Genomic DNA, 26,520 nt, shown 5'->3' with positions numbered 1-26,520 from the left:
TCCGGTTTACTAGCGGAAAGTTTGCCGCAGTCCGGTATAAAATACTTTATTTATAGTTTATATGTGTTTTTTGTTTGACACACTGAAAATTGATATGGTAGCCTGACAACATAATTGTTTGGCTGACCAGAAAAACTGGAGGCCGGATACGGAACAGGTCGTTTGCACCTGTCCATGTCCGGCCTCTTTTCGTTTTGAAAGGCCCAGGCAAAGCGAAAAATACCGGGAGATCAACATATGACACTCGCACTCAAGCGCAAAACCGGTGTGGCGGAGCTGGACGAAGTATCACAGCGTTATCCTGATGTACCGCGTCTGATCATTCTCAAAGCCGACGTACAGCGGCGGGGTGTGCATTATACCGAAGCGGCCATCAAACTGCTCGACCCCGCGCGCCATCAGGTCACCGGCACCCATATCTTCGGCACCCGCGACGGAGTCATCGCCCTCCGGCCGGAATCGCTCCTGCTGCGTGACGGTTCCTCGATTATTACCACGCCGACACCGTTGGATGAAAACCCCTACGTTGTGGACGCCCTGGACAACGTACCGTGGCTGTTCGACAGAGGGATGCCACTGGAAGAGGTCGAGTACTGGCCGGCGCCTGAGTTTTACAGCAAGACCAGCAGTTCCGGGGTGCCGATGAAAAACATTGTCAGCACCCGCCCCCAGCGGCTGAATATCTTTCCTTACCGCTACTGCACGTTCTGGAATAACGGCAATGGCTGCGCCTTCTGCGACATCGTGGCCCAGATGAAAAAAGGGGGGAAGGAACTCAATATCCCGGCCAAACTCGATCCGGTGGAGGTCGGCGAAGTGATCGGCGAAGCGTTGAAGGAACAGGGGCGTTTTTCAGCCGTCTTTCTGACGTCAGGCTCCATTGTCAGCGGCGCCCGCCCCTTTGACGACGAGATCGACTACTATATCGCCATCCTGAAAGAGGTTGGCAAGCATTTTCGCACCGCGAAATACCCCAGCCAGCTGATCGGTACCGCTTTTGAAAAGAGCCAGCTGCAGCGGCTGTATGACCAGACCGGCCTGATGAGCTACACCGCCAATATCGAAGTGCTGGATGAAACGATATTCAACCGGTACTGCCCCGGCAAGGCAGAATGGATTGGCTACCAGGAGTGGAAGCAGCGGCTGGTGGATGCGGTGGATGTATTTGGTCCGGGACGGGTAAACACCGGCATCGTGGCCGGCGTTGAACTGGCCGGACCCCACGGTTTCAGCAGTGAAGACGAGGCACTGGAGCGGACGCTGGCAGAAGCGGAAGACCTGGCCCGGCAAGGGGTCAGCACCGTGTATATCGTCTGGTCCCCCCGTCCCGATACCCCCTTGAGCGGCTGCAAAAACGCCTCTCTGGACTATTACATCCGCCTGGCAAGAGGGCTGCACAACCTGCGCCTCAAGTACCGTCTCCCCATCGATCATGACGGTTACCGCCATTGCGGCAATCATCCCGATACCGATCTTTCGCGGCTCCTGCCGCTCTGGGGAGAGAAATTATGACCGGCACCATTACTTCTGACATCAGGGAACTGTTGGCTCACCCGGCGACTGTCGCCACTATCGCCACGCTGGATGAAACCGGCGCCCCCTATGCCGTACCAGCCCTGTTTCTGCAGCTGGATGACAGCGGGCGCCTGGTGCATCCGGAACTGCTGGAGACTTCAACTACCCATCGCAACCTGCTGCGCAGCATCTGGTTTGAACTCCCTGTCACCATCACCCTCTTCAGTCTACGCGGCCGGGTGACCATCGTCAGGGGCAAGGTTCATAAAGCCCATGTGTCCGGCCCGCTGTTCAGCGACCATTACCGAGAACTGCGCAGCCGGCTGGGTGATGTGGATCTGGCGGCCGTCTGGCTGATCGATATCCTGGAGATAATCGACGACACTTTTGCCTTGCGCCGGGCCCGTGAGGAAGAGTTGCACCCGTTCTTCAAACATCTGGACCGCCTGGCAGTTGCGGATCGAACTCCATGACTCCACTGCAGCAGTATCGTGATCGTTGATGTTGGCGCACTATCAGCGACTGACCCAAAAGGAGAACAGTATGAAACAGTCAACTCAGAAATATTCATCCGTGGTAAGCATGGTGCTGGCGTTTTTACTGATGCTGGCAGCCGCTGTTCCGGCCGTGGCTGAGGTCAAGGAGATCCGCCTGGCAAAACAGTACGGCCTTGGATATCTGCCATTGATCATCATGGAGGAGCAGCGTCTGATCGAAAAACACGCCAGGGTTGCCGGCCTCGGGGATGTCAAGGTTACCTGGGCAACACTGGGGGGCGGCAGCGCTATGAATGATGCGCTGCTCTCCAACAGCGTCGATTATATCTCCAGCGGCGTGGCCCCGCTCGTTGTCCTCTGGGACAAGTCAAAAGGCGCTGTCAAAGGGGTTTCGGCGCTTATTTCCACGCCGAACTACCTGAATACGAACAAACCGGCGGTTAAATCGATCCGCGACTTTACCGACAGGGACCGCATTGCCCTGCCGGCGGTCAAGGTATCCATCCAGGCCATCATCCTGCAGATGGCGGCGGCCAAGGAGTTCGGCCCGGATAATTTCGCCAGGCTGGACAAGCTGACCGTAACCATGAAGCATCCGGATGCCATGGCGGCGCTTCTGTCAGGCAAGTCGGAAGTAACCGGCCACCTGACCAGTCCGCCGTTCATGTTCCAGGAGCTGGACGACAAGCGGATCAGAACGGTGCTCAACTCCTACGATATCCTCGGCGGACCGCACACCTTCAACGTCATCACCACTACAAAAGCGTTCCACGACAACAACCCCAAAACCTATGCCGCGGTATTTGCCGCACTTGAAGAGGCGATCGCTTACATCAACAAAAACAAGCGACCAGCGGCAGAGATCTATCAGAAGGCCAGCAAGACCAGGGAAAGCCTGGACGACCTGATCCGGGAGATCAGCCAGCCATCGCTCTCCTACACGACAACCCCTCTCAATGTCGCGAAATTCTCGAACTTCATGTACAAGACCGGCACAATAAAAACCAAACCGAACAGCTGGAAGGATCTCTTTTTCTCCAATGTTCACGGCAAACAGGGGAGCTGACGATGGCCACGTCTGCCCCTCTGCTTGATGTGCAGGGAGTAACCATCCAGTACAAGACCGCCGAACAGCTGGTGACCGCCACCTGGCAAGTCGGTTTTCAGGTTGACCGCACCGACCGGCTGGTACTGCTGGGACCCTCGGGTTGCGGGAAGTCCACCATCCTGAAGGCTGTTGGCGGTTACCTGACCCCTGCGGACGGCCGCATCACCCTGGACGGCCGGACGATCTCCGGACCGGGACCGGACCGGATGATGGTCTTTCAGGAGACCGACCAGCTGCTCCCCTGGAAGACCGTACGGCAAAACGTCGCCTTTGCCTTGACCGCCAGCAGAAAGGCATCACAAAACGAGGCCGATGAACAGGCAATGGCGGCAATCCGCACCGTCAAGCTGGAAAAATTTGCCGATGCCTATCCGCACACCCTTTCGGGCGGAATGAAACAGCGGGTTGCCATTGCCCGTTGCCTGGCGATGAAGCCGGAAATTGTGCTGATGGATGAACCGTTTGCGGCTCTCGATGCCCTGACCCGCCAGCAGATGCAGGAGGAGCTGCTGGAACTCTGGAACAGGTCGAAATTTACCATGATTTTTGTCACCCATTCTATCGAGGAGGCGATTCTGCTCGGCAACCGGATCGTGCTTCTGTCACCCCATCCCGGGCAGGTAAAGGAGATTCTTGACGTGGATCTGGATGACCCCGCTAACCGTTTTCATGGTCGTTTCAACGACCTTCGCGACACGATCCACCGGGTGTTGTTTCATGATCTGGGCGATTATGTCATCTGACAGGAGCGATCGCATGTCACTTGAGACCACATTTACCACGGGAGTTGGCGAGCGTACGCAGCTGTCGCAATCCCGTCCTTCGGATCAGGCCATCGCCGAGATCGCCCGGCCGCTCTCCCTGGCCGAAAAGATCTGGAACCAATCGCTGGTGCGCAAGGGGTTAATCCTGGTGCTGCTGGCGGCCGCCTGGCAACTCTACGCAGCCCGGCTCAACAACCCGCTGATGTTTCCCACCTTCAGCGATACGGCTATCGCATTTTGGCATGCCTTTGCCCAGGGCGGATTGGGGAGCCGCGTGCTGGTATCCGTCAAGATTCTGTTAACCGGCTACATCATCGGCATTTTTCTGGCCACGGTTCTTGCTGCCCTAGCCAACGGCACCCGCCTGGGCAACGACCTCCTGGAGGTCCTGACCGCCATGTTCAACCCCTTGCCGGCCATCGCCCTGCTGCCGGTAGCACTGCTCTGGTTCGGCCTCGGCAACGGCAGCATCACCTTCGTGCTGATCCATGCCGTACTCTGGCCGGTTGCTCTCAGCACCCATTCCGGTTTTGCTTCCATCAGCAACACGACCCGCATGGTGGGGCGCAACTACGGCCTGACCGGCTTGCCCTATGTAGTAAAGATCCTGATTCCGGCGGCCTTCCCGTCTATCCTGACCGGACTCAAGAACGGCTGGGCTTTCGCCTGGCGCACGCTGATCGCGGCAGAACTGGTCTTCGGAGTCAGTTCCGGTTCGGGCGGCATCGGCTGGTTTATCTATGAAAACAAGAACCAACTGGAAATAGCCTATGTCTTTGCCGGCCTGCTGACGGTAATCGGTATCGGCGTCACCATGGACAGCCTGTTCCGACTGCTCGAGCAACGTACGGTAAATCGCTGGGGGATGAAATTCTGAATAGCCAGGAACTGTTGCAGCGCCAGAGGCATTACCGGCAGCTGCAACAGTCGTGGATTTTGCCGGCTGATGCGGTGTAAGGGGAGGGGAAGAGTTGTTGGTTATCTATTCGCCATCACGACATCGGCTGTCTGACAATGGTTTTCCACTTTTCCGGGGCTGTTCGGCGTAGATCGCTCAGGTATATTTCGTGGTGTTTGCCGACCCGGTGACTGCCATTGGTTTCGATGACCGCATGCACCTTCTCGATGTTCGGCCCCTCTTCCGAGAACGGGCCGATATGAAGTATCTGCGCCGCCTTCCCTTCTGAGAACGATTCAAACCGCACCAGCGGCAGGGAAACCGGCTTTTTCTTCCGTGCCACTTCTGTGATTGCCTCTTCGACCATTTCAGCCGTAACGAACTCCGGCTGCATGATCATCAGGGTCCATTTCCAGGCATCCTTGTTTCCGGTGGCGAATGCCGACATGTCATCGGCCCACCAGAGCGCTTCGAGCGGCATCACCCCGTAGTCAACACCGGTCGCTCCTTTTTTGACCATGAATTTCAGCGTGTAGGCAACCGGATAGAGCGCTTCGACCGCATTGCTGAACGCTTTGGCGGTATTCGGATCGTCCTCGCCATCAACCATGAGGAAGTTCATTGGCGGCACCTCGACGATTTCCACCTTCCTGGCGGATGGGTCATAGAGATGCTTCAGCTGCTTTTTGAAGTCGATCTTTTCCATTGGTGGTTCCTCTTTATTGGCAGCAGGCTGGCGCTAACCGGCTACCTGCTTTTTTGCGCGTCCGGTTGAGCGTGTTGTCAGACGCGAAGGGATTTCGACCAGTCTCCCGCTGACATATTTATGGAGAACGCTTGCAATAAGGGTTTGATATGGAACACCGTCTTCCAGCGCTCGTGCCTGTATATCCATTAAATCCGGAGAAGAAAGACGAATGTTCACTCGGCGGTCTTTCAGGAAGGTCGCTTTAGCGGATGCTTTATATTTTTCTTTTTCCTTAATGGACGGTTTTGTCGAGATCAGATCACCTTTTTCATAGGCGTCTAATATATCTTTTTCAAATTCATCGAGTTTATTTTTCATTGTTGTTTCCTCCTGCCAGGTAATCTCTGGTAGCCTTTCGGCTGGGAATAATTGTTTTCAAAAAGTAGTAATCAGCCTTTTCTACAAAAGGAACGAGGTATGTGTAGTCGTTAAAGGCCACGATAAAGATGCGTTGGTTTGGGTATTTTGATTCGTTAGGGTGCTGCAAGATGTCGAGAAGACCATCTCCTTCCAAGGCAAGCACAATCTCTTCGAACGATACTTCTCGGTCAGTCTTTACCCGAACGGATCATTTATCTTTGAATATGAAGATGTAATATCACGGTTACTCACCGGAATAAAAGAGATATTGAGCTTTTACATGGTGAAGTTACATCGGGAGAGGGTAGGGGATGGCGTCAGTTCTTGGTGCATATGTACGTCCCGAGTACCCCGTCATCTATCTGCTTGCTCGTGATCGTAAACCCGGCTCGGGACAAAAGGCCGTCCAGCACCCAGTCATAGGTCGAATACTCTTCTCTGAAATGCCTTTCCGTATCCTCCCGCAACCGCTCTCCTCCCGCAGCTGTCAGCTTGTCTACAAATGCCGTGATGTTGGCGAGGGCATTGGTCTCTTCCAGGATGACATCATGGAGGTAAAGTCGGCCTCCTGGCTTCAACATGCTGTTGACCCGTTGCAGGGCGATCCCCTTCCAGAAATCCGGCAGATGATGGAAGGCGAATGTCGTTACCACGGAGTCAACCGGGGGATCGTTATGCTCATAGGTCAGGAAGCCGGCATGGTGGAACTCGATATTCGCTACCCCGGCCTTGGCCGCCTTGGCAGCGGCATGGTCGATCATGGCTTGTGAAACGTCAACGGCATACACGCGAGCACAGCGGCGGCCGGCATAAACAGCGAAAGTGCCCGTTCCGGAGCCAAAGTCGATCAGCCTGGCGTCTGCTGTGATTCCAAGCGCAGCGAGGATATTCCGGCTTTCCGCCTCCGCGTCCCTGAAGTCGGCATGACTCGAATCGTAGATTGCCACTTCGGCTTTAGTGCTGTAGTCAGTGCCGACCTGCTTGAACTCGTCATATTGCCAGGAGAAGCCATGTTTCATAGTCACATTTGTTCCTTTTGCGACAAGGTCCAACCATTGTCTGTTGTTCAACTATCCCTCATGCCGCTTGCAGCATGAAATCCACATGCACGCTGTCGTATGGAAAGACGATCCGGCCTTTTTCGGTTTTCTGTAGCAGTCCGGCGTTCAGTAGCGCGTGAACGTCGCCATGTACCGCCTTTACATCCCGGTGCATGCGCCGGGCCGCCTCGCGAATGGTCAAAGGTCCGGCACCGGTCATGACCTTCAGCAAATCCCAGCGCTTGCCGGAGATTACCTTGAACAAAAGCTCCGGCGATTCGAAACTGATGAACTGCCCTTGCGGTTCTCCCTCGAACGCACGCAGGAACCGGTCATTTATTCTTTCACGGGAACATACTTCCAAAGTCACGCTATTCATATCAGGGCCTCCAATTGTCGACATCGTGCCAGAAATCTTTGAGAAGGAGCCGGGGGGAAACAAATTTGTAAGGCATTTCTTCTTCGCCTTTGTGCTTGTGATCGCCTTTGCCGGCCTCGTTGTCATAGTGAAGGATACAAATGCCGTTCACCACCAGAGCGAGCCGATACTTGAAAGCATGGCTGCTCCCGGGAAGAGGGGTTGGTAACTGCCATACCACCATTTCGACAAAAGATATCTCAGAAATCGTGTGGCGCTCGTTGAGCATTAGCCTGGCATTCATGTTGGAAAGAATAACAACAGAGGATGGTGTTGTCAACTGCTACAACAATAGACCCTGGGACACCTTCACACTGGTTTGTAACCCTGGCCGCCCCCATAGACTTCCTTGCATGGCACCTTGACAATAGTACTATATAATGGTACTAAAAACCTGTGAAACGAAAACATCTCAAAACTCTGGAATCAATCTTTGCTCACCCCGTTCCCGGAAACATTCAGTGGCCGGATATTCTTGCTCTTTTCCGAGAGCTTGGGGCGAAGATCACCGAGCATGAGGGTTCCCGCGTTGGGGTTCGTCTCTTTGGGGACCGTCGAGTATTCCACCGCCCGCATCCTTCGCCGGATACGGACAAAGGGGCTATCGCAGCCATACGCAAATGGCTTGAAGAAAATGGAGTCAAACCATGAACAATATGATCATCAACGGCTATGATGCAGTCATTTCTTACGATCCGGAAATCAACATGTTCCGGGGCGAGTTTATTGGAATCAACGGTGGTGCAGACTTCTATGCGGGCACTGTTGACGATCTTCGGAAACAGGGCGAAATATCTCTCAATGCTTTTCTCCAAATGTGCGCCGAAGACGGGGTTGAGCCGCGAAAACGGTTCTCCGGAAAGTTCAACTTACGGGTGCCTCCTGCATTACATCAGCGCCTCGCCGCACAAGCTGCCGCTCACGGCAAGAGTATCAATGCCTGGGTCGTTGAACTCTTATCAGAGTGTGCGGTTCACGACCACTAAGGCGTGCGCACTCTACCCGTGTTGCTCGATTGATCGCAAGCAGGCTTGTCCTGACGCCTGATTCGTCATCGCAGATTACCACACTACCGCGGCTTTTTGTTTCCATTACTACCTCCCAGCACCTTGCGCACCTTGAGCAACAGGGTCTTGGGGTTCAGCGGTTTCGAGACGAAGACCAGGTCCGGGTCGAGCATGCCGTGATTCTGGATGATGTCGCTGGTATAGCCACTGATGAAGATCGCCTTGAGATCGGGCTTTAGCTTCTTCATCTCGTCAAAGGCATCTTGTCCGTTCATCTTCGGCATGACGATGTCCAGAATGACCAGATCGATCCTCTCCCGGTTTTCTTTGAATTTAGCCAGCGCCTTGACGCCGTCCGATGCCGTGATTACCGAGTATCCGAACATTCCGAGGACTTTTTCCGCCAGTTCCCGTAGCGAGGTCTCGTCATCGGCCACCAGGATCGTTTCGGTCCCCCGTTCCAGGGTCTCTTCCTTGACCGCCTGTTTTTCCGTAACCGCCGAGTGGATCAGGGGGAGATAGATCCTGAAGGTCGTTCCTTTGCCCGGTTCGCTGTACAGGTTGATGAAGCCGTTATGCTGTTTGACGATTCCGAATACTATGGACAGCCCCAGGCCGGTTCCCTTACCCACCTCCTTGGTGGTGAAGAACGGTTCGAACACCTTCTTCCTGGTCGTTTCATCCATCCCCTCGCCGGTATCGGAAATGGAGATAACGGCAAATTCGCCCGGTTCGCCATAACCGTGGACCTTGACGAATTCGGCATCCATTTCGAGAGTATCAGTTTCGATGCTCAGCAGGCCGCCTTTGGGCATGGCATCACGCGCATTGGTGGCCAGATTTATCAGGACCTGCTCGATCTGGCCGCTGTCGGCATTTACGATCATGGCATCTTGAGCGATGGACGACTTGAGCTCGATATCCTCGCCGATGATCCGCTTCAGGAACTTCTCGGTCTTGCTGATGATCTGGTTGAGATCGACCGGCTTCGGATTGATGGTCTGTTTACGGCTGAATGTGAGCAGGCTCCTGGTCAGATCGGCAGCCCGGTCGGCAGCGGCGAGCACATGGTTCAGATTCTCCCGCTGGGGGTCGTTCTTGGCCATCCCCATCTCGATAAGGGTGCTGAAGCCGATGATGCCGGTAAGTACATTGTTGAAGTCATGGGCCACTCCCCCTGCCAGCTGGCCGATGGCCTCCATCTTCTGGGCATGCATGAGCTGGCTTTCCAGGACCTTATGTTCGGTTATGTCGCGGGCAGCGGCAAATACACCTTTCAGTTCCCCGTATTCATCCCGGAACACCGAGGCATTGTACAGGACCGAGGTATCGTGGCCGTCCCGGTGGTGAATCTGCAGAGGGTAATCCCGGACCTCGCCCTTGCTGAATACCAGTTGATACCCTTCCCGGGCCTTTTCCGGTTCGGTGAAATGCTCGGAGAAATCGTCGCCGATCAGTTCATCTCGCGAGTATCCGGTGATCTTTTCCGTGGCGGTATTGACATCGGTGATCTTCCCGTCTGGCGCAATGGTTACCAGAGGGTCGATGCTGGCCTCGATCAGGCTCCGGTTATAGTTGTTGGAAAATCTGAGCGCTTCCTCCGCGCTCCTCCGCTCCTGCTCCTGGCGGTCCCTTTGCTGCCGGGCGTTGAGGATGGGGGAGATGCGGCTGGCGATGATCTCCTGTAACTCCTTGTCCTCATCGCAGTAGCCGCCGGTCTTGTTGGCCACGGAGAGCAGCCCGATGGCCTTGTCCCCGAATACGATCGGCACGGTCAGGAAGTTGTCGATCGCGATATGCCCCGCCGGGGTCTGAAACGGTTCGTTGGAGTAGAAAGAGGTTTTCTCCCGGATGGCCCTTCCCCAGAGGGTTTCGCCCCAGCTGTCGGGCGGGAAGACTACGGTCTTGTCCGGAATCTGGCAGGCGTCCCAAACCTCCCTGGTCATGCTGGGGATCACCAGGTCGCCGTTGTCGGCGATGAACCCGAATATCCCGAACCTGCTTACCATGACTTCGAGAACGACTTTCAGGACCTCGCCGAATACCTCTTCGTCAGCGACGGTGAGGAAGACGGTCGAAATCCGGTCCATGATGGATATTCTTCGTTCCGATTTGCGCAGCTCTTCTTCCTTCTTTATCCGTTCCCCGATCTCTTCCAGGAGATTATCGGTTCTGGCTTTGACTCTCAGTTCGAGCTGTTCGTTCAACGACTTCAATTCTTTCTGGATCTTGATCAGTTCGCCATTTTTCTGGATGGCGGCCTCGTATGAAGAGAGCAGGAGGTTGAGGATCTGGATCCGGTCCGATTTGATGAAGTACCGTTCGTTGTCGAGGATGATCTCGACGCCGAGCTGGGTCTGCTCGATATCCTTGAGGTTCTTGTTCGCGATAATATACTGGATGCGCGACAGGATATATTTCTCTTCGTACGGTTTGGTGAGGAAGTTGTCGGCCCCGCATTCAAGCCCCTTTACTACATCCCTCGGATTGGAGAGCGATGTCAGCAGAATAACCGGGAGGTTCCGCAACCGCTCATCCTGTTTGATCTCACGGCAGAGTTGATAGCCATCCATTTCCGGCATGACGATATCGCTGATGACCATGGCCGGTTTGTGCTCCCTGAGCAGTGCGAGCGCCTCCCTGCCGTTGCCGGCTATCAATACGCTATAGTTGTGCCGCTCCAGGGTGTATTTCAACTCTTCGGCCTGGGTCGGGCTGTCTTCTACGATCAGGATCTCCGCCTTGACGTGTTCGTGGTTGCGGTCATTCATGGCCAATTCCTTTTTCGTACGGATTATCGAGCCGAAACTCCCCGAATCCTCCTCCCCTTAGGTTAAGGGGAGGCAGGGAGGTGTTACTGTTCACATATTCTTCGTTATCCCGGCCGATTTGCCATCAGCCGTTTCAGCACCTCGATGATGGAATCGGGCGACAGTATGTAGGTAGCCGCTTTGAGGCGGTTCGCCGCACCCGGCATGCCGTACACGATCGAACTTTCCTCATCCTGGGCCATGGTCACGGCGCCTTGCTCTTTCATCAGGCGCAACTCTTCGGCGCCGTCCTTCCCCATGCCGGTAAGGAGCACGCCGATGGCATTCGCTCCGTACACCTCGGCAACGGAGCGAAAGAGGCAGGATACCGAGGGGCAGGGCCCTTTGTTGTTATCACCTTTTCTTAGCGTGATCCGTCCCTTGCTTTCCACCAGCATGTCGAATCCGTCAGGACCGACATAGGCGCAACCGGGAGAGAGCAACTCGCCATGGACCGCAAGCTTGACCGGTATACCCGACGATTGTGCCAGCCATTCGGCGAAGCCTTTGGTGAATCCGTTGGCCATATGCTGGACGATCAGGACCGGGGCGGGAAAACCCCGTGGCAGGGAGGCCAGGATGCGCTGAATGACGACCGGTCCACCGGTGGAGGCGCCCATTGCTACCACCCCTATTGCCCGGGTTTCCCGGCTGGCCGTCTTTCCCGGTTGTACTGGACGGTTATCCTCCCGGGGCCGCCTTCGGACGACCCGTACCCCGGACATGGCCCGGATGTTCTGGAGCAGCTCTTTCACATCTTTCTCGTGATTAGGGTGCCCTTTTCCGGCCGGCTTGGCGACAAAGGCGACCGCGCCTGCCTCCACGGCGCGGAAGGTCATCGAAACCTCCCTTGGATCGACACTCCCCGAGACGATGACGATCGGCACCGGCACGGTTTCCATGATGATGCGGGTTGCCTCGAACCCGTCCATTTTCGGCATATGCACGTCCATGGTGACCACATCCGGTTTGTTATCCCTTACCGCTTCGATCGCCTCTTCGCCGTTAGCGGCAGTGCCGATGACCCGGATATCCGGGGTCGAGTTGAGGATATTCGTCACGAATTCCCGGACAACTGGTGAATCGTCCACAACCAGGACCTTGATCACGTTATCTCCTTGCCCATCCAGAAGATGAAACTCCGAACCCGATAACCGTCAAATGAGTCTCCTGACCACTTCCAGAAGATTGCTCTGATCAAAGCTGCTCTTCACGATATAGGCGCTTGCCCCCACATCGATACCTCTTTCCCGGTCTTCGCGCGATTCCCTGGCGGTCACCAGCACCACCGGCATTTCGGCGAGCCGCTTGTCGGCGCGGATCCGGCTGGTGAGATCAAAGCCGTTCATCCGTGGCATCTCCACATCGGAGACCACGATGTCGAATTCCGCGCTCTTCAGTTTGGTGAAGGCATCGAGCCCGTCAACCGCGGTGACTACATCATACCCTGCTGCGCCGAAAATGTTATGGAGCAGAATCCTGGTAGTGATGGAATCCTCGACGACCATTACGCTCCGTTTCCGGTCCATAGCCGGTTCCGTTTCGGCCGTGGCCGCCGGGAGTGCTGCGGCACCGGAATGTTTTACCGCGGATTTCAGCAGGTCGGGGACATTGAGAATCGGCACCACCTTGCCGCTCCCGATGACCGTTACGCCGGCCACGTTGCGCACCCGGGAAAGCTGCCGGCCAAGGCCCTTGAGCAGCACCTCCTGTTCGTTCAGCACCTCGTCAACGAGAAAGGCGACACTCATTCCGGAAGCGGTCAGCACGATTGCCTGGATCATTTCCGGGTCTGCGGCCCGGCCAACCCCCAGGATATCGGCGAGCCGTGCCAGGGATACCGCCTCGCCATTCAACGGGATTGTTTCCCGGTTTTCAACAGTCTTGATATCTCCCCGCCCCAGCCGCACCGTGCGCTCCACGTGCATGGTGGGGATAATGAAGATCCGTTCCCCCAGCCTGACCAGGACGCCATGAAAGGTGGCGACCGTTAGCGGCAGGATGATGCGGAAGCTGGTGCCGGAACCGGGAGCGGTTTCCAGGGAAACCGTTCCGCCGAGTTTCTCGACCTTTTCCCGGACAATGGCCAGGCCTAGTCCCCGTCCGGACAGTTCGGTGATAATGGGGCTCGTGGAGATCCCGGATTGGAAGACGAAGGGGAGCAGTTCCTGGTCACTGAGTTCATCCACTTTTTCCCGGGGCAAACTGCCGAGCTTCAGCAGAGCGGCCCTGACCCTGTCAAGCGGGATACCGGCGCCGTCATCGCTGACAATGACTTCCACCCTGCTGTCAACTGGGGTGACGGCCACCCTGATGGTGCCGCGCTGCGGTTTGTTTTTCGCCTGCCGCTCACCCGGGGTCTCGATGCCGTGATCGATGCAGTTCCTGATCAGGTGCACGAGGGGATCCTTGATCTCTTCAAGGACGCGCCGGTCGATCTCGATTTCCTCGCCGCTGATCACCAGATCCGCCTCCTTGCCGCTATCCCGGGCAAGTTCCCGCACGGTCTTGGGAAAGATCTCCAAAAGGGACGAAAAAGGGAACATCAGGACCTTTTTCATGTCTGCGAGGAGATTGTTCACCATACCGTCAAGGGTCCGGCTGTCCTGTTTGGCCGCTGTCATGGCGGCGACATGCCGACTCTCCAATGTCTTGACAAAATCCAGGTTCCAGTCGAGGAACTCAAAGAGTTTCACCAGTTCGTTACTTGTCCCGTTCCCGTTTCCCCGGTTCCCGGGCACTGTTTTATTGTTGGCCGACCTGAGCTGGTGCAGAACCGGGATGACCCGTGCCCACTCTTTTTCCCAGGCATGAAATGATCCCCGTGTTTCTCGCATCTGGCCGATCCGCTGCGTTGCCGAGAGCTTGGCGAATAGCATTTCTTCCGATTGCAGGAGCAGTGACGACAGCTTTTGCGTGGAGACCCTTACCGTCTCGGTCATTGCCGGGATCGGGGGCCGGTAATCGGATGCCGGTGTTTCAGGGGCAGTGGTGGCGGTGCTGTTAACCGCAAGATGATCAGGTGTGGTTTCCGCTGCCGGCGGGGAGATAGCCGAATGGTCGACGATCGTTCCGGCCCGGGCTGCCTCGGACTCCGAAACCCCGGGCTCGCCGTCATCCGCGAGCGTCAGATCTTCAAGCCGGCTGACAAGGCTGGCGGCAACGGCCTTGTCTTCGGGGGCCAGCGCCTTGCCGGCAGCGGGAAGTATCCTGCCGAGATGGTCGGCTGCCCGGTGCATGAGATCGAACAGTTCAACCGAACCGTCGATCTCATGACTCTTCATGGCGCAAAAAACCCCCTCCATTGCCTGGCAAAGCGCCTCGACATCGTCCAGGTTTACGGAGCGCGCCGCTCCCTTCAGGCTGTGCGACTCCCGGAACACGGTCTCGACGATTTCCGTGCGCTGCTCCGGGGCTGCCTTCTCCAGTTCAACCAGCCCGGAAAATATCTTGCGCAGGTGCTCGTCAGCTTCGACCCTGAACGTGGCGAGGAGGTGTTCCAGAAATGCGGCGTCTTTGTCGACCATATGGTTCTCCGGTAGGCTCTACCGTGCTCCGCTATCAAACTTTATACTGCTCAACCAGACCCTTCAGCTTTTGCCCCAGGTCATGGAGCCCCTGCACGGTCAGCTCCACCTGTCTCATGCCGACAACGTTCTGCTCGCTCGCCTGCTTGATGTTTTCCATTGCCTGGACCACCTGATCCATACCGGTCAGCTGCTGCTGGCTCGAAGCCGAGATCATGAGCGCTGCCTGGGCCGATTCGTCGATGCACTCGCCCATCTGCCGGATCGCCTCGCCCGCTTCCTGGGACTGGCGCACTCCTGTCTCGACCGCCTTGTTCCCCTGCTCGGTGGCCAGCACTGCCGCATTGGTGGCCTTTTGGATGTCGTTCAGGATGGCCCGTACTTGGGCAGTAGCCTCCTTGGACTGTTCCGCCAGGCTCTTGACCTCCTGGGCCACTACTGCGAACCCTTTACCCTGTTCCCCGGCCTTGGCCGCCTCGATGGCGGCGTTGACCGCCAGCAGGTTGGACTGCTCGGCCAGGTCGTTGACCGTGGTGATGATCTCGCCGATGGTCTGGCTCTGTTCGGAGAGTCTCACGATGCTGTCGGCAATGGCCTCCACCTGGCCCTGAATATGGCCCATCCCGGCTATGGACTCATCCACGGAGCGCCTGCCGGTCTGCGCAGCCAGGACCGCCTTCTGGGCAACCTCGGAAACGTCGCGCGCCTTTGCGCTTGCCACCTGGGTGGTCTGTTTCACCTCTTCCACCGTGCTGGTGGTTTCGCTCACTGCTGCCGCCGTTTCCGTGGCGCCGGAAGCCACCTGGTTTGTCGAGGCCATGATCTCGCTGGATGACGAGGCCAGGACATTGACCCCCTCGATGATCTCCCTGGTGATCTCTCTCAGGCTGTTAGCCATGGTTGCCAGGGCGTTCCCCATCACATCCTGTTCCGACTGGGGTGTCACCGTGACCGTGAGGTCCCGGGCTGCGATCCGTTTGGTGATAGACGCCGTTTCCAGCAGGGACGCCACCATCCGCGAGAATGAAGCGGTAAGCTGGCCGACCTCATCATTGCGCGGCATATTGGATATGTTGACTCCCAGGTTGCCGCTGGCAATCTGTTCGGCAACCCTGGTTACCTCCTGCAGCGGGGTGGCGATATTCCGGGTGATGAAATACCCAGACAGGACCAGCAGCAGGGCTGCCAGCGGTATGCCGACCAGAATGACATTGATCGTGTTTTGGGCGCTGTTGTTGGCGGCGCTGTCTCGCTCTTTCAGGAGCTGGGTTTCCGTGTCGGTCATCTTGGCTGCCAACGTCCGGATTTCAGCCATGGCCTTCAACTCCTCACCTGCCTGCATCCGAGTTCTGGCGACGTCGAACCCCTTGTTTTTCCGTAACTCGATCAGTTCCGTATCGTGGGCAATATCTGCCCGTATGAGCGGTTCAAGGGTTGCGAGAGTTTGCCTTACCTGTAAGGTCCCGATCTCTTTGCTGAGCTCCTTGAGATGCTCTTCGATTCTTCTGACCCCATCGTTGAACGTGGTCAGATGCCTGGTATCTCCTGAGACGACAAAACCGCGGGAACTGTCTTCGCAATCGACCACAGCCAGCATCATGTCATCGATATCGCCGAGGACCTGGTGGGTGTGGTTGACCTTTGCGCTGGTTGTTATCAGCCGGGTCGTGCTCTGGTGGGCGATTACCCCGATGATTGCCAGCATTACCAGCGCCAGGGCAAAACCTCCGCCGATCTTCATCCCCACTGTAAATTTCATCGCGTACCTCCTCAATCACACGGTTGTTAAGGTGTTGCGTTCCGGTTACGCTTCTTCATGCACCACGATGCTGCGGTCGGAGAGGATCTTGTCCCCATCCAGCACCACCAGCCGCTCCTGCGTCACCCCCAGCAGATACTCGGCCCGTATCTCGGTCAGGGTCGGGAGCGACGTAAGCAGGCCGGCACGGGGGATACAGCGGGCCGCAAGGATGGCGTCGGCCAGGATACCGAATTCCATGGCATCGTCATGCAGGACGATGACCTTGTTGAGATCGGACAGCCCTTTTACCGGCAGGTCGAAGAAGCGGCGCAGATCGATTACCGACAGGATCTTGCCGCGCATGTTGATGACCCCCAGCACAAAGGGCGGGGTGCAGGGGAGCGGGGTGAGATCCTTCAGGGGGTAGACTTCCCCCACATATGTCGATTCGAAGGCGTAATGTTCGTCGCTGAGCAGGAACTCGACGATCTCGATCTGTTCCTCTCCGGCGCCGCTTTCTTCCGGTTCCTGTGCCAGGATCGCCGCCCTGGCCCTGAGAATCCGTTTCCGGTCTGCGTCGTCGCTCATCCCTGATCCCCCTGCTGCAAACGGCTGGTTGTGGTGCCGATAATCTCCTTGAGCCTCCCTGCCGACATCCCGTCTGATTCAGGGATGAGATCGTCCGGCTGATACCGGTCGAGCAGGGAGAGAGCGGTGTCGAAATACCGTTGTGATTCCTTTAGCTGCCCCTTGCGCTGTTCGAGATTGGCCAGGGTGAAATGGGCGAGTACCAGATCCTGGTCGAGATAGAGCGCCTTTTTCAGCGCAGCCGCGGATTCCTCGTCTTTCCCCTGCTCCAGGAGGATGACGGCGCGGAGATAATGGAGTCCGGCAGAGAGCTTATCGCCGGCCAGCGCCTGATCCGACATCTGCAGCGCCTCGGTGAGCCGCCCCTGGTTGGCATAGATGCGGCACAACAGCGCCAGCGCCCGCGAGTCCCTGCTGTTTAGGACCAGTTGCAGTGCAACCTTTTCGGCAGCCTCTTCATAAGCGCCTTGCTCGTAGAGCGTAAAGGCCTCCTGAAGGGGTGGCGTCTCGCAATGATCTCCCGGATGCGGCCGGGAAGGGGGCGGGCTGGCCGCACCGGTCCGTGGCAGGGCGGGGGAGGGCGCGGCCAGCTGGATCGGACGGTAAGCAGGCAACGGTTTTAACGGGGGTGTGGGGATCGAAATGGCTTTGTTCCCCTGATGATCAGATTTCATGCCGCTTCCCTTGCGATAAATGATCGCGTTGGGGAAGTTAATCGGCTCGAGCCCGATGAAAAACGGATTTGCCGTTTCGCAGGGGCTGACGAACAGCCAGCCGCCATCCAGGAGGCAGCGCTGGAACCGCGCCACGATCCTGGCGGCGATTTGCGGGGTCAGGTACATGAGCACATTGCGGCAGAAGATCACGTCAATGGCATTGGTATCGTTGATCAGCGAGGGATAGCAGTCCTCAACCAGGTTGCAACCGGCGAATTTCACCATTTCCCTGATTTCGGGACGCAGCTCGAATTGGCCGTCCCCGGTATTACGGAAATAGGCCTGTTGGAATCCGTCCGGGACGTTGCGAAAGGACCAGTTAGTATAGACTCCCTCTCTCGCCTTAGCCAGGGAATTGGGATTGATGTCGGTTGCCAGGATCGATATCTCCCAGTTGCTTAAGGTAGTGCGCATCCTGTGGAGCAGAATGGCGATTGAGTATGGCTCTTCGCCGGTGGCGCACCCTGCGCTCCAGATCCGCAGCCGCCGCTCGCCTCCCTGGCGCTTCCTGACGATCTCCGGGATGATCTGCTGTTCGAGGATGTTGAAGTACTGGGCTTCGCGAAGAAAATATGTCTCGGCTATCGTCAGGTAGCCTGCCAGGGATTCGATCATCTCTTTGCCCGGCGGGCCGGAGGTGAATTGGGCAACGCAATCGTGGATATCCTGAAAACCCTGTTCCCTGGCCAGCGTAGCAAAGGCCTGCTCCAGGGTTTTCCATTTGGAAGGTGGAAAGTGCAAGCCGAGCTGTTCGGCAATATCGGCGCTGAGTTTTTCCAGTTCGGATTCTTCCAGGAGCCGTTTCATGGCTGTTCCTGTTCCATGAGTTCGTCGATCACCTCTGTTTCCGCAGGGGAGAGCAACGCCTCCGGGTCCTGAAGGAGGATCAGGCCGTCAGAGAGCTTGGCTACCCCGGCCAGAAACGGCAGATCGGAGATGATCTCGGCTGCCTCTGTCTGGATCTGTTCCGGGCATTCCCGCACTTCGCAGGCCATATCCGTCATCAGGGCAAGCCGGCGTTTGGCGCCTTTGACAATGATCAGCTGGTCGCTGAGCTCGACCGGACGCTCCGACAGGCCGAAGCGCCGGCGTTGATCGAGCACCGGCAGGATTTTCCCCTGGACATTGATCACGCCGCGGATGAACCCGGCCACTCCCGGGAGCGGAGTGATCTCAACCATCCTGACAACCCTTTCCACCATTTCGAGGGGTATGCCGTAACGTTGATCATCCAGGGTGAAGACGACAATCTGCTCTGATCCGGTCATAGGCAGGTCCCGATATGATTCAGGTTATATAAACAAGATTAACTATATCCAATAGGTATTAATTGGCAATGTTTAACGGAGAATATATTTCCGTCCAACGCCACGCTCCGATTGTGAAAGCGCTATCCTCGTTCTGCAGACAAGCAGTCAACAAAGGATCTGTGCCGATCAAAATCCCTAGGCGCTTTATTTACGGCCCTTCGTATGGATATTGGCAATAATCTATCTTGGTTATAGACATAATGTATTTTTTTCTTGACTAATTTGGTAAGAGTTTTTATTATCGAATAAAAGTCAGCTCGAAAGGGCGTGAATATCAGGGCGGGCTGACCAGAGAGACTGGAGACTCGGCATGGCACAAGAGCAAACTTTTCATTTTGAAACACTCCTCATCCATGGCGGCCTGGAACCGGGCCCGAGCGGCGCCACCACGGTGCCGATCGTCCAGTCATCGTCCTTTGCCCATGAAACCGCCGAAGACCTGGAAGATATCTTCCGCGGCCGCAAGGCTGGCCAGATCTACACCCGTCTCAACAACCCGACCACCGAAAGCCTGGAGCGCCGTCTTGCCCTGCTGGAAGGGGGAGTAGCGGCCATTGCCACGGCATCGGGCATGGCTGCCATCAGCACCGCGGTGCTCACCATCTTGCGTAGCGGGGACGAGATCCTCTCTTCCTCCTCCCTGTTCGGCGGCACCTATTCGCTGTTCCGGGACACCCTGGCAAACTACGGCATTACCAGCCGCTTCGTCGATCCGACCGATCTTGCCGCCTTTGAACAGGCCATCAACGAAAACACCCGCCTGATCTTTGTCGAGACCATCGGCAATCCGAAGATGGATGTGCCGGATATCGCCGCCTTGAGCGGCATCGCCAGGAGGGCCGGTATCCCGCTCATGGTGGACGCCACCGTGACCTCGCCGTACCTGGCCAGGGGGCGCGATCTGGGGGCCGATATCGTCATCCATTCCACCAGCAAATTCATCAACGGCACCGGCAGCGTCATCGGCGGGGCTGTTATCGATAACGGCACTTTTGACTGGGGAAGCCCTCTGTTCCCGCATTTCGAGCCGTTTGCCAAAAAGTACCGCCAGTTCGCATTCTCGGCCCGGCTGCGCAAGCTTATGCACAAGGATTTCGGGGCCTGTCCGGCGCCGATGAATTCGTTTCTCCTTACCGAAGGGATCGAGACCCTGGGGCTCCGGATGGAACGCCACTGCAGCAATGCCCTTGAGCTGGCCGGGTTTCTCCGGAACCACCCCAGGGTTGGCTGGGTCAATTATCCGGGGCTGGCGGATTCGCCGTTCCACGCCATTGCCGGCCGGCAGTTCGGCAACCGGTACGGCGGGGTCCTGACCTTCGGGGTTGCCAGCCAGGAAGAGTCGTTCCGGTTGATCAATGCCCTGAAGCTGGCCAGAAACCTGGCCAACATCGGCGATGCCAAGACCCTGGTCATCCATCCGGCCAGCACTATCTGCGTCGATTATTCCCCGGAGCAGAGAACGCTGCTGGGCGTTTCCGATGAAATGATCCGGGTCTCGGTAGGACTCGAACATCACGAAGACATTATCAGGGACTTCAGCCAGGCCCTGGACTCACTTTAAGCTCGAAAGGACCGATAACATGCAACTGACCGTAAATGGCCGCCCCGCAGGGATTGAAGACAAAGACAGCCTCAGCGTTACCGCGTTGCTCGATGAACTGAAGGTCAAGGATGCGCTCTATGTCACCGTGGAGCTGAACGGCGAGATCATCGACCGGCCGGTCTTTGATAACACGGTGGTAAAGGACGGCGATTCACTTGAATTTCTCTACTTCATGGGAGGAGGTCGCTGATGTTGACCGAAGAACAGATCCAGCGCTACTCCCGCCACATCATCCTCAAGGAGGTCGGCGGCAAGGGGCAGCAGAAGCTTCTGGACGGTAAGGTGCTGATCATCGGCGCCGGCGGACTCGGCGCACCGATTGCCCTCTACCTTGCCGCAGCCGGGGTCGGCACCATCGGCATTGCCGATGCCGACGAGGTTGATATCACCAACCTGCAGCGCCAGGTGATCCATTTCACCGCTGATGTCGGGAAGCCGAAGGTGGAATCGGCAGCAGAGAAGATGCGGGCCATCAACCCGGACGTCACGGTCAGGACCTACAAGGAGTGGGTATCGGCCGCAAACATTGCCGGGATCATTGCCGATTACGATTTCATTATCGACGGCACCGACAACTTTGCCGCCAAGTTCCTGATCAACGACGCCTGCGTGCAGGGGAACAAGCCTTATTCCCACGGTGGCATCCTCCAGTTTGTCGGCCAGACCATCACCGTGCTCCCCGGGCAGTCGACCTGCTATCGCTGCATCTTCCCGGAGCCTCCGCCAAAGGACGCCATCCCGACCTGCTCCCAGGCCGGGGTCATAGGGGTACTGCCGGGCGTTATCGGCTCCATACAAGCCACTGAGGCGATCAAATTTCTCCTCGGAAAAGGAGAATTGCTAGCCGGCCGGATTCTTATGTATGATGCCCTGGGTATGGAATTCCGGAATGTGGCGATCAAGCGAAACCCCAACTGCCCGATCTGCGGCGACAACCCGACCATCACCGTACTTCGCGACGAACTGGATGCCCTGACTGTCTGCGACCTGGAGCATTGATCATGCTGACAATACCCAAAGAGATTATTGACGCCATGATCGCCCATGCCAGGTGGGATTTCCCCCTGGAGGCGTGCGGCATCCTGGGCGGGACGGACGGACTGGTGAGCGACCATTACCCGATGGCCAACATCGACCAGAGCAACGAGCATTTCATGATGGCGCCGAAAGAGCAGTTCGCGGTGGTCAAGGAGCTGCGGGCCAAGGAGAAGGTGATGCTGGCCATCTACCATTCCCACCCCGAGACCCCGGCCCGGCCGTCCGAGGAGGATATCCGGCTGGCCCTGACCCCGGATGTCGCGCATGTCATCATCTCCCTGGCAGGGGCTGCACCGGATATAAAGGCATACCGGATCGAGGCCGGAGTCGTGACCCAGGAACCGATCACCATCAGCTGAAAAGGAGACACCATGTCGGAACAGAACAAGAAAACTGCCATTGATCTCAATAACCTCAAGGCCGGCGGCTTCATCAAGGAGCGCGGCAAGGACCTGTTCACCGTCCGGCTGCGGGTGCCCGGCGGCAGGCTGCCGGTGGAGCGGCTGAAGAAGATTGCCGAGGTGGCGGAGAAATACGGCCAGGGTGCGGTGCACCTGTCGGTGCGGCAGTCCGTGGAGCTGATCAATATCAATTTCAAGGATTTCGATGCCGTGGTGGCAGAACTGGGCGAGGGAGACCAGAGGGTCGCCTCGTGCGGAGCCCGGATCAGGGTGCCGACCGCCTGCGGCGGCTGCGAATACAACCCCAACGGCCTGGTGGACACCCAGGCTTCGGCCCTGGAGGTGGACCGGACCCTGTTCGGCACGCCGACCGGCCACCACAAGTTCAAGGTCGGCTTTGCCGGCTGCCCGTTCGACTGCCCCAAGTCGGCCATAAACGATGTCGGGTTCCAGGGGGCGGTCCTGCCGGAACTGCATGCCGGCGACTGCATCGGCTGCGGCCTCTGCGCCAAGACCTGCAGCGACGGCGCCCTGGTCATGGGTGACGACCAGATGCCCCATTTTAATCCGGAAAAATGCACCTGGTGCGGTGACTGCCTCAAGGTCTGCCCGACCGAGGCGTGGCAGGCGGCCAAGCGGGGGTACACGGTCCGGATCGGCGGCAAATGGGGGCGTTACCCGCTGGTCGGCACCCTGTTCGCCACCTTTCTCCCGGAGAACCAGGTCGAGGCGTTCATCTCCGAGGTGCTTGCCTGGTACGTGGAAAAGGGGACCGGCCGGGGCCGGGTCAGGCTCGGGGACCTCATCATCCAGGAGGGGCCGGAATCGCTGCTGGCGCGGTTGCGGACGAAATTCCCGGAATCGGTGGTCGATGCGACCATTGCGCCGCAGATTATCAACACCCAGGTAGGGACAAGGAGGATACCGCAATGAACGTGATCGATCTCAGAGGGGTCACCTGCCCCACCAACTTTGTCAAGGCCAAGCTGGCGCTGGAACTGGTCGAGACCGGTGAACAGGTCGAATTCCTGCTCGACGACGGCGAGCCGGTGAAGAACGTGCCGCGCAGCCTCAAGGCCGAAGGCCACAAGCTGCTCGGGCTGAAAGAGGTTGAAGGACACTACGTTTTGACCCTGGAAAAAGGAGCCGAGTAGGGGCGATCTTTGTATTCGCCCACAGGAAGACTCTATGACAATAACAGTACCGACAATCCCGGATAACGCCACACCGCAGGAGATTCTCCAGTTAGGCGTCGAAGCGGCCCAAGGGCCGGTGAAACTGGCCTGCTCGTTCTCAATGGAGGACGTGGTCATCATCGACATGATCAATGAAACAGGTCTGGCAGTGGGGATATTTGCCATCGATACCGGCCGTCTTAACGAGGAGACCTACGAGGTCGCGGATGCCATCACCGAGCGGTACCGGGTTGGCATCGACTGGTATTTCCCCAGAAATGAAGAGGTGGAATGCCTGCTGCAGGCCAAGGGGCCGTACTCGTTCCGCGAATCGCTGGAAAACCGGCTGGAGTGCTGCCGGGTGCGCAAGGTGGAGCCGCTGTCGCGGGCGCTTGCCGGGCTGTCCGGCTGGGTCACCGGCATGCGCCGGGAGCAAAGCGTCACCCGGGCAGAACTGTCGCCAATTGAACTGGATCCGGTCAACAACGGCATCCTGAAGATCAACCCGCTACTCAACTGGAGCAGCGAGCAGCTTCAGGAGTATGCCTCAGAGCATAATTTGCCGGTCAACCGGCTGCACCGCCAGGGATACCCCTCCATCGGCTGCGCCCCATGCACCCGGGCGGTGAAACCGGGTGAGGATGCCAGAGCCGGGCGCTGGTGGTGGGAGGATCCGAACAACAAGGAGTGCGGCCTGCACAAACGGTGAGAATCCGTCGGGGCGCTGCTTGCTGCGCCCGATATCGACACCTTGGTGAAAGAATGAATGTAAGAATCTCTTTGCTGATCATTACTGTCGTGCTGTCGCTGTATCTGGCCTCATTTGCCCGTGCCGCTGAGCCGATGCCGTATACCGGCGAGGCGTTGGCCAAGCTGCACGAGGCGCAGGAACGCTACCGGGCGCCCAAAGAGCTGACCGGTGACGATGACAGCAAGGTCAGGGGGTATATCGACAGACAGCGGAAGGTGTTCGCGGCTGCCGGGTTCGATTACGAGCGGTCGATGAAAAGGATCATCAATGACATCCAGTTTGACCGGTATGTGGTCAACAAGACGACCATCGAGCTGAACGCCCTGGCGAGAGAGCTTTTGCGGCTGCATGTCAAGTCCGGGATCAACCCCGTGAAATACCTGGGTAGAGACTTCGGCCAGCTGCTCATCGATTTCCGGGACCTGATCAGAAGCAACATGAAGAAGTACGGCGGTTGCTGATGCAAAACCTGATGCACAAAGGGCGCAAACAGAGGGTGCTGGTAGCCATGAGCGGCGGGGTTGATTCCTCGGTCAGCGCGGCCCTGCTGAAAGAACAGGGGTACGAGGTCACCGGGGTCTCGCTGCAGCTCTATGACCCGATCCCGAAGGAGCCGGGCTGCCGGGTCAAGACCTGCTGCTCGCTGGATGATGTCATGGACGCCGGCCGGCTGGCAAGGACGCTCGGCATCCCCTTCGAGGTCATCGACATGCGGACCGAGTTCAGGCAGCTGGTGATCGACTACTTTATTGCCGAGTATGCTGCTGGACGCACGCCCAACCCCTGCATTCGCTGCAACGAGCTGATCAAGTTCGACCTGCTGCTGAAGAAGGCAAGAGAGATGGAGGCGGAGCTGCTGGCAACCGGTCATTACGCCCGTATCGAGGCGGATGGCTCCGGCCGGCACTGGCTGTTGACCGGCCTCGATCCGGCCAAGGACCAGTCCTACTTCCTTTTCAACCTGACGCAAGAGCAGTTGCAGCAGGTTGTTTTCCCGGTCGGCATGCTCGAAAAGTCTCAGGTCAGGAAGTTGGCCGAGAAATTCGAGCTTTCGGTCGCGCAAAAGCATGAGAGCCAGGAGATCTGCTTCATTCCGGACAATGATTACGTGAAATTCCTGGAGACCCATGGCGTCGGCCAACAGCCGGGTGAGATCGTGACCGGCGACGGCATTGTTGTCGGCCGCCACTCCGGCCTGCACCGGTACACGGTCGGTCAGCGCAAGGGGCTCGGCATCGCCTGGAAACATCCACTGCACGTGTCCGCTATCGATGCAGGGAATAACCGGGTTGTCGTCGGGACGCACGCTGAGCTGGCAACAGTATCGCTGACCGCTGGCCGGGCAACCTGGAGCGTAGCGCCGGAAACAGCGGAGTTCCGGGCGAGCTGCCGGATCCGGTACCGGCATAAACCGGCCCCCTGCACTGTGGCCATGCTTCCGGACAACCGCTTTTGCGTGCATTTTGACGTGCCGCAGACTGCAATCACACCCGGACAGGCTGCCGTAATTTACGACGGCGAGCGGGTGTTGGGCGGCGGCTGGATTGAATAAGGATAAACAATGACCAAAAACCTGACCCATTTGCAACAATTGGAAGCCGAAAGCATCCACATCCTCCGGGAAGTGGTGGCCGAATTCTCCAACCCGGTGATGCTCTATTCCATCGGCAAGGACTCGGCGGTCATGCTGCACTTGGCCCGCAAGGCATTTTTCCCGGCGCCGCCGCCGTTTCCGCTGCTGCATGTGGACACCACCTGGAAGTTCCGCGAGATGATTCAGTTCCGGGACCGGATGGCTGCCGAATGCGGGCTCGACCTGATCGTGCATGTGAACGAGGAGGGGGTTCGACAGGGGATTTCGCCATTCACCCACGGTTCGGCGCTCTATACCGATATCATGAAAACCGAGGGTCTCAGGCAGGCGCTGGACAGATACAAATTCGATGCCGCCTTTGGCGGCGCCCGGCGGGATGAGGAAAAGTCCCGGGCCAAGGAGCGGATCTTCTCCTTCCGCAGTGCCAGTCATCGCTGGGACCCCAAGGACCAGCGCCCGGAGCTCTGGAACCTGTACAACACCCGGGTCAAGCCGGGTGAAAGCATCCGGGTTTTCCCGCTGTCCAACTGGACCGAGCTCGATGTCTGGCAGTACATCCACCTGGAGCAGATACCGATCGTACCGCTCTATTATGCCGCGGTCCGGCCGGTGGTGGAGCGTGACGGCATGCTGATCATGGTGGATGACGACCGCCTCGATCTCAGGCCTGGAGAAACGATCCAGCACAAATCGGTCCGCTTCCGCACCCTGGGGTGCTATCCGCTCACCGGCGCGGTGGAATCAGAGGCCGACACCCTGCCGCAGATCATTCAGGAGATGCTGCTTACCCGCACCTCGGAGCGCCAGGGTAGATTGATTGATCACGACCAGGCCGGCTCTATGGAGAGGAAGAAGCAAGAAGGCTATTTTTGATAGGTCCAATAGGTCGTATGGGTCATATGGGATCTATC

General features: G+C 57.5%; 30 protein-coding genes. 17 read left to right on the top strand and 13 right to left on the bottom strand.

What is annotated here, in order from left to right; all coding sequences use genetic code 11:
• Positions 1-237 precede the first annotated feature (237 nt).
• From OR1_RS12480 to OR1_RS12460, 5 genes are all read left to right on the top strand, one after another.
• Positions 238-1,512, top strand: a complete 1,275-nt coding sequence (locus OR1_RS12480) for a radical SAM protein (RefSeq protein ID WP_041972202.1) — start codon at positions 238-240, stop codon at positions 1,510-1,512.
• The gene (locus tag OR1_RS12475; RefSeq protein WP_041972201.1) at positions 1,509-1,988 is read left to right on the top strand and encodes a pyridoxamine 5'-phosphate oxidase family protein; all 480 of its coding nucleotides are present in this window, start codon (positions 1,509-1,511) and stop codon (positions 1,986-1,988) included. The genes OR1_RS12480 and OR1_RS12475 overlap by 4 nt, the downstream gene beginning before the upstream one ends.
• 70 nt (positions 1,989-2,058) lie before the next feature.
• The gene (locus OR1_RS12470) at positions 2,059-3,078 is read left to right on the top strand and encodes an ABC transporter substrate-binding protein (protein ID WP_041972200.1); all 1,020 of its coding nucleotides are present in this window, start codon (positions 2,059-2,061) and stop codon (positions 3,076-3,078) included.
• A 2-nt stretch (positions 3,079-3,080) separates the two neighbouring features.
• Positions 3,081-3,863 carry an ABC transporter ATP-binding protein gene (locus OR1_RS12465; RefSeq protein ID WP_082002931.1) on the top strand — a complete coding sequence of 261 codons (783 nt, stop codon included), beginning with the start codon at positions 3,081-3,083 and terminating at the stop codon, positions 3,861-3,863.
• A 13-nt stretch (positions 3,864-3,876) separates the two neighbouring features.
• Positions 3,877-4,761 carry an ABC transporter permease gene (locus OR1_RS12460; RefSeq protein WP_041972199.1) on the top strand — a complete coding sequence of 295 codons (885 nt, stop codon included), beginning with the start codon at positions 3,877-3,879 and terminating at the stop codon, positions 4,759-4,761.
• A gap of 115 nt (positions 4,762-4,876) precedes the next feature.
• On the opposite strand, the gene OR1_RS12455 is transcribed toward OR1_RS12460, so the two are convergent.
• From OR1_RS12455 to OR1_RS22800, 6 genes are all read right to left on the bottom strand, one after another.
• On the bottom strand, positions 4,877-5,488 hold the full coding sequence (locus OR1_RS12455) for a GyrI-like domain-containing protein (protein WP_041972198.1): 612 nt from the start codon (positions 5,486-5,488) through the stop codon (positions 4,877-4,879).
• A gap of 33 nt (positions 5,489-5,521) precedes the next feature.
• Positions 5,522-5,848 carry a hypothetical protein gene (locus OR1_RS12450; RefSeq protein WP_041972197.1) on the bottom strand — a complete coding sequence of 109 codons (327 nt, stop codon included), beginning with the start codon at positions 5,846-5,848 and terminating at the stop codon, positions 5,522-5,524.
• Positions 5,838-6,053, bottom strand: a complete 216-nt coding sequence (locus OR1_RS12445) for a toxin (protein ID WP_237754286.1) — start codon at positions 6,051-6,053, stop codon at positions 5,838-5,840. The genes OR1_RS12450 and OR1_RS12445 overlap by 11 nt, the downstream gene beginning before the upstream one ends.
• A gap of 154 nt (positions 6,054-6,207) precedes the next feature.
• Positions 6,208-6,909 (bottom strand): class I SAM-dependent methyltransferase, encoded by a 702-nt coding sequence (locus OR1_RS12440; protein ID WP_041972196.1) that lies wholly within the window; start codon positions 6,907-6,909, stop codon positions 6,208-6,210.
• A 58-nt stretch (positions 6,910-6,967) separates the two neighbouring features.
• The gene (locus tag OR1_RS12435) at positions 6,968-7,309 is read right to left on the bottom strand and encodes a transcriptional regulator (protein ID WP_041972195.1); all 342 of its coding nucleotides are present in this window, start codon (positions 7,307-7,309) and stop codon (positions 6,968-6,970) included.
• A gap of 1 nt (position 7,310) precedes the next feature.
• Positions 7,311-7,532, bottom strand: a complete 222-nt coding sequence (locus tag OR1_RS22800; protein WP_237754289.1) for a DUF6516 family protein — start codon at positions 7,530-7,532, stop codon at positions 7,311-7,313.
• Between the two features lie 212 nt (positions 7,533-7,744).
• Here OR1_RS22800 and OR1_RS23295 point away from each other — a divergent pair, with 212 nt between their 5' ends.
• Together OR1_RS23295 and OR1_RS12425 are read left to right on the top strand one after the other, a co-directional pair.
• Positions 7,745-7,999: a type II toxin-antitoxin system HicA family toxin gene (locus OR1_RS23295; protein ID WP_082002930.1), complete on the top strand. Its 255-nt coding sequence runs from the start codon at positions 7,745-7,747 to the stop codon at positions 7,997-7,999.
• On the top strand, positions 7,996-8,334 hold the full coding sequence (locus tag OR1_RS12425) for a type II toxin-antitoxin system HicB family antitoxin (protein WP_041972194.1): 339 nt from the start codon (positions 7,996-7,998) through the stop codon (positions 8,332-8,334). The genes OR1_RS23295 and OR1_RS12425 overlap by 4 nt, the downstream gene beginning before the upstream one ends.
• 83 nt (positions 8,335-8,417) lie before the next feature.
• On the opposite strand, the gene OR1_RS20900 is transcribed toward OR1_RS12425, so the two are convergent.
• The 7 genes from OR1_RS20900 to OR1_RS12390 form a co-directional block, all read right to left on the bottom strand.
• Positions 8,418-11,126, bottom strand: a complete 2,709-nt coding sequence (locus OR1_RS20900) for a response regulator (protein ID WP_052440428.1) — start codon at positions 11,124-11,126, stop codon at positions 8,418-8,420.
• Positions 11,127-11,230: 104 nt separating this feature from the next.
• The gene (cheB, locus tag OR1_RS12415) at positions 11,231-12,274 is read right to left on the bottom strand and encodes a chemotaxis-specific protein-glutamate methyltransferase CheB (protein WP_041972193.1); all 1,044 of its coding nucleotides are present in this window, start codon (positions 12,272-12,274) and stop codon (positions 11,231-11,233) included.
• Positions 12,275-12,322: 48 nt separating this feature from the next.
• A complete protein-coding gene (locus tag OR1_RS12410) occupies positions 12,323-14,692 on the bottom strand; it encodes a hybrid sensor histidine kinase/response regulator (RefSeq protein ID WP_041972192.1) in 2,370 nt (789 codons plus the stop codon).
• 34 nt (positions 14,693-14,726) lie between these two features.
• Positions 14,727-16,451, bottom strand: coding sequence for a methyl-accepting chemotaxis protein (locus OR1_RS12405; protein ID WP_041972191.1), 1,725 nt, complete (start codon positions 16,449-16,451; stop codon positions 14,727-14,729).
• Positions 16,452-16,496: 45 nt separating this feature from the next.
• Positions 16,497-17,021, bottom strand: a complete 525-nt coding sequence (locus tag OR1_RS12400; RefSeq protein WP_041972190.1) for a chemotaxis protein CheW — start codon at positions 17,019-17,021, stop codon at positions 16,497-16,499.
• Entirely contained in the window at positions 17,018-18,544 is a 1,527-nt protein-coding gene (locus OR1_RS12395; RefSeq protein ID WP_041972189.1) for a CheR family methyltransferase, read from the bottom strand. Before OR1_RS12395 ends, OR1_RS12400 begins: the two co-directional genes overlap by 4 nt.
• The gene (locus OR1_RS12390) at positions 18,541-19,005 is read right to left on the bottom strand and encodes a chemotaxis protein CheW (RefSeq protein WP_041972188.1); all 465 of its coding nucleotides are present in this window, start codon (positions 19,003-19,005) and stop codon (positions 18,541-18,543) included. Before OR1_RS12390 ends, OR1_RS12395 begins: the two co-directional genes overlap by 4 nt.
• A 352-nt stretch (positions 19,006-19,357) precedes the next feature.
• On the opposite strand from OR1_RS12390, the gene OR1_RS12385 reads away from it, so the two are divergent.
• From OR1_RS12385 to cysD, 10 genes are read left to right on the top strand one after another with little or no spacing between them, the layout of a single operon-like run.
• On the top strand, positions 19,358-20,608 hold the full coding sequence (locus OR1_RS12385) for an O-acetylhomoserine aminocarboxypropyltransferase/cysteine synthase family protein (protein WP_041972187.1): 1,251 nt from the start codon (positions 19,358-19,360) through the stop codon (positions 20,606-20,608).
• Positions 20,609-20,627: 19 nt separating this feature from the next.
• Positions 20,628-20,840: a sulfur carrier protein ThiS gene (thiS, locus tag OR1_RS12380; protein WP_041972185.1), complete on the top strand. Its 213-nt coding sequence runs from the start codon at positions 20,628-20,630 to the stop codon at positions 20,838-20,840.
• The gene (locus tag OR1_RS12375) at positions 20,840-21,649 is read left to right on the top strand and encodes a molybdopterin-synthase adenylyltransferase MoeB (RefSeq protein ID WP_041972184.1); all 810 of its coding nucleotides are present in this window, start codon (positions 20,840-20,842) and stop codon (positions 21,647-21,649) included. The genes thiS and OR1_RS12375 overlap by 1 nt, the downstream gene beginning before the upstream one ends.
• A gap of 2 nt (positions 21,650-21,651) precedes the next feature.
• The gene (locus OR1_RS12370) at positions 21,652-22,047 is read left to right on the top strand and encodes a M67 family metallopeptidase (protein WP_041972183.1); all 396 of its coding nucleotides are present in this window, start codon (positions 21,652-21,654) and stop codon (positions 22,045-22,047) included.
• A 12-nt stretch (positions 22,048-22,059) separates the two neighbouring features.
• Complete coding sequence (locus OR1_RS12365; protein WP_041972182.1) at positions 22,060-23,022, top strand: 4Fe-4S dicluster domain-containing protein; 963 nt, start codon at positions 22,060-22,062, stop codon at positions 23,020-23,022.
• The gene (locus OR1_RS12360; protein ID WP_041972181.1) at positions 23,019-23,243 is read left to right on the top strand and encodes a sulfurtransferase TusA family protein; all 225 of its coding nucleotides are present in this window, start codon (positions 23,019-23,021) and stop codon (positions 23,241-23,243) included. Before OR1_RS12365 ends, OR1_RS12360 begins: the two co-directional genes overlap by 4 nt.
• 34 nt (positions 23,244-23,277) lie before the next feature.
• Positions 23,278-23,973, top strand: coding sequence for a phosphoadenylyl-sulfate reductase (locus OR1_RS12355; RefSeq protein ID WP_041972180.1), 696 nt, complete (start codon positions 23,278-23,280; stop codon positions 23,971-23,973).
• Between the two features lie 53 nt (positions 23,974-24,026).
• Entirely contained in the window at positions 24,027-24,476 is a 450-nt protein-coding gene (locus OR1_RS12350) for a hypothetical protein (RefSeq protein ID WP_041972179.1), read from the top strand.
• Between the two features lie 11 nt (positions 24,477-24,487).
• Entirely contained in the window at positions 24,488-25,567 is a 1,080-nt protein-coding gene (gene mnmA, locus OR1_RS12345) for a tRNA 2-thiouridine(34) synthase MnmA (protein ID WP_041972257.1), read from the top strand.
• A 9-nt stretch (positions 25,568-25,576) separates the two neighbouring features.
• Positions 25,577-26,482, top strand: coding sequence for a sulfate adenylyltransferase subunit CysD (gene cysD, locus OR1_RS12340; protein ID WP_041972178.1), 906 nt, complete (start codon positions 25,577-25,579; stop codon positions 26,480-26,482).
• Positions 26,483-26,520 lie beyond the last annotated feature (38 nt).

Source organism: Geobacter sp. OR-1 (assembly GCF_000813145.1).
GTDB lineage: Bacteria > Desulfobacterota > Desulfuromonadia > Geobacterales > DSM-12255 > Geoanaerobacter.
The sequence above is the reverse complement of the archived record's forward strand: the minus strand, read 5'-3'. Positions and strand labels throughout refer to the sequence as shown.

Bases quoted from the DNA above. Each gene is read 5' to 3' on its own strand.
- mnmA (WP_041972257.1), top strand. From the start codon at position 24,488: ATGCACAAAGGGCGCAAACAGAGGGTGCTGGTAGCCATGAGCGGCGGG.
- OR1_RS12425 (WP_041972194.1), top strand. From the start codon at position 7,996: ATGAACAATATGATCATCAACGGCTATGATGCAGTCATTTCTTACGAT.
- OR1_RS22800 (WP_237754289.1), bottom strand. From the start codon at position 7,532: ATGGTGGTATGGCAGTTACCAACCCCTCTTCCCGGGAGCAGCCATGCT.
- OR1_RS12450 (WP_041972197.1), bottom strand. From the start codon at position 5,848: ATGAAAAATAAACTCGATGAATTTGAAAAAGATATATTAGACGCCTAT.
- OR1_RS12360 (WP_041972181.1), top strand. From the start codon at position 23,019: ATGAACGTGATCGATCTCAGAGGGGTCACCTGCCCCACCAACTTTGTC.
- OR1_RS12405 (WP_041972191.1), bottom strand. From the start codon at position 16,451: ATGAAATTTACAGTGGGGATGAAGATCGGCGGAGGTTTTGCCCTGGCG.
- OR1_RS12435 (WP_041972195.1), bottom strand. From the start codon at position 7,309: ATGAATAGCGTGACTTTGGAAGTATGTTCCCGTGAAAGAATAAATGAC.
- OR1_RS12440 (WP_041972196.1), bottom strand. From the start codon at position 6,909: ATGAAACATGGCTTCTCCTGGCAATATGACGAGTTCAAGCAGGTCGGC.
- OR1_RS12480 (WP_041972202.1), top strand. From the start codon at position 238: ATGACACTCGCACTCAAGCGCAAAACCGGTGTGGCGGAGCTGGACGAA.
- OR1_RS12395 (WP_041972189.1), bottom strand. From the start codon at position 18,544: ATGAAACGGCTCCTGGAAGAATCCGAACTGGAAAAACTCAGCGCCGAT.
- OR1_RS12460 (WP_041972199.1), top strand. From the start codon at position 3,877: ATGTCACTTGAGACCACATTTACCACGGGAGTTGGCGAGCGTACGCAG.
- OR1_RS12350 (WP_041972179.1), top strand. From the start codon at position 24,027: ATGAATGTAAGAATCTCTTTGCTGATCATTACTGTCGTGCTGTCGCTG.
- OR1_RS12470 (WP_041972200.1), top strand. From the start codon at position 2,059: ATGAAACAGTCAACTCAGAAATATTCATCCGTGGTAAGCATGGTGCTG.
- OR1_RS12455 (WP_041972198.1), bottom strand. From the start codon at position 5,488: ATGGAAAAGATCGACTTCAAAAAGCAGCTGAAGCATCTCTATGACCCA.
- OR1_RS12365 (WP_041972182.1), top strand. From the start codon at position 22,060: ATGTCGGAACAGAACAAGAAAACTGCCATTGATCTCAATAACCTCAAG.
- OR1_RS12410 (WP_041972192.1), bottom strand. From the start codon at position 14,692: ATGGTCGACAAAGACGCCGCATTTCTGGAACACCTCCTCGCCACGTTC.
- OR1_RS12375 (WP_041972184.1), top strand. From the start codon at position 20,840: ATGTTGACCGAAGAACAGATCCAGCGCTACTCCCGCCACATCATCCTC.
- cysD (WP_041972178.1), top strand. From the start codon at position 25,577: ATGACCAAAAACCTGACCCATTTGCAACAATTGGAAGCCGAAAGCATC.
- OR1_RS12370 (WP_041972183.1), top strand. From the start codon at position 21,652: ATGCTGACAATACCCAAAGAGATTATTGACGCCATGATCGCCCATGCC.
- OR1_RS12475 (WP_041972201.1), top strand. From the start codon at position 1,509: ATGACCGGCACCATTACTTCTGACATCAGGGAACTGTTGGCTCACCCG.
- OR1_RS12385 (WP_041972187.1), top strand. From the start codon at position 19,358: ATGGCACAAGAGCAAACTTTTCATTTTGAAACACTCCTCATCCATGGC.
- OR1_RS12400 (WP_041972190.1), bottom strand. From the start codon at position 17,021: ATGAGCGACGACGCAGACCGGAAACGGATTCTCAGGGCCAGGGCGGCG.
- OR1_RS12390 (WP_041972188.1), bottom strand. From the start codon at position 19,005: ATGACCGGATCAGAGCAGATTGTCGTCTTCACCCTGGATGATCAACGT.
- OR1_RS12465 (WP_082002931.1), top strand. From the start codon at position 3,081: ATGGCCACGTCTGCCCCTCTGCTTGATGTGCAGGGAGTAACCATCCAG.
- OR1_RS12355 (WP_041972180.1), top strand. From the start codon at position 23,278: ATGACAATAACAGTACCGACAATCCCGGATAACGCCACACCGCAGGAG.
- OR1_RS20900 (WP_052440428.1), bottom strand. From the start codon at position 11,126: ATGAATGACCGCAACCACGAACACGTCAAGGCGGAGATCCTGATCGTA.
- thiS (WP_041972185.1), top strand. From the start codon at position 20,628: ATGCAACTGACCGTAAATGGCCGCCCCGCAGGGATTGAAGACAAAGAC.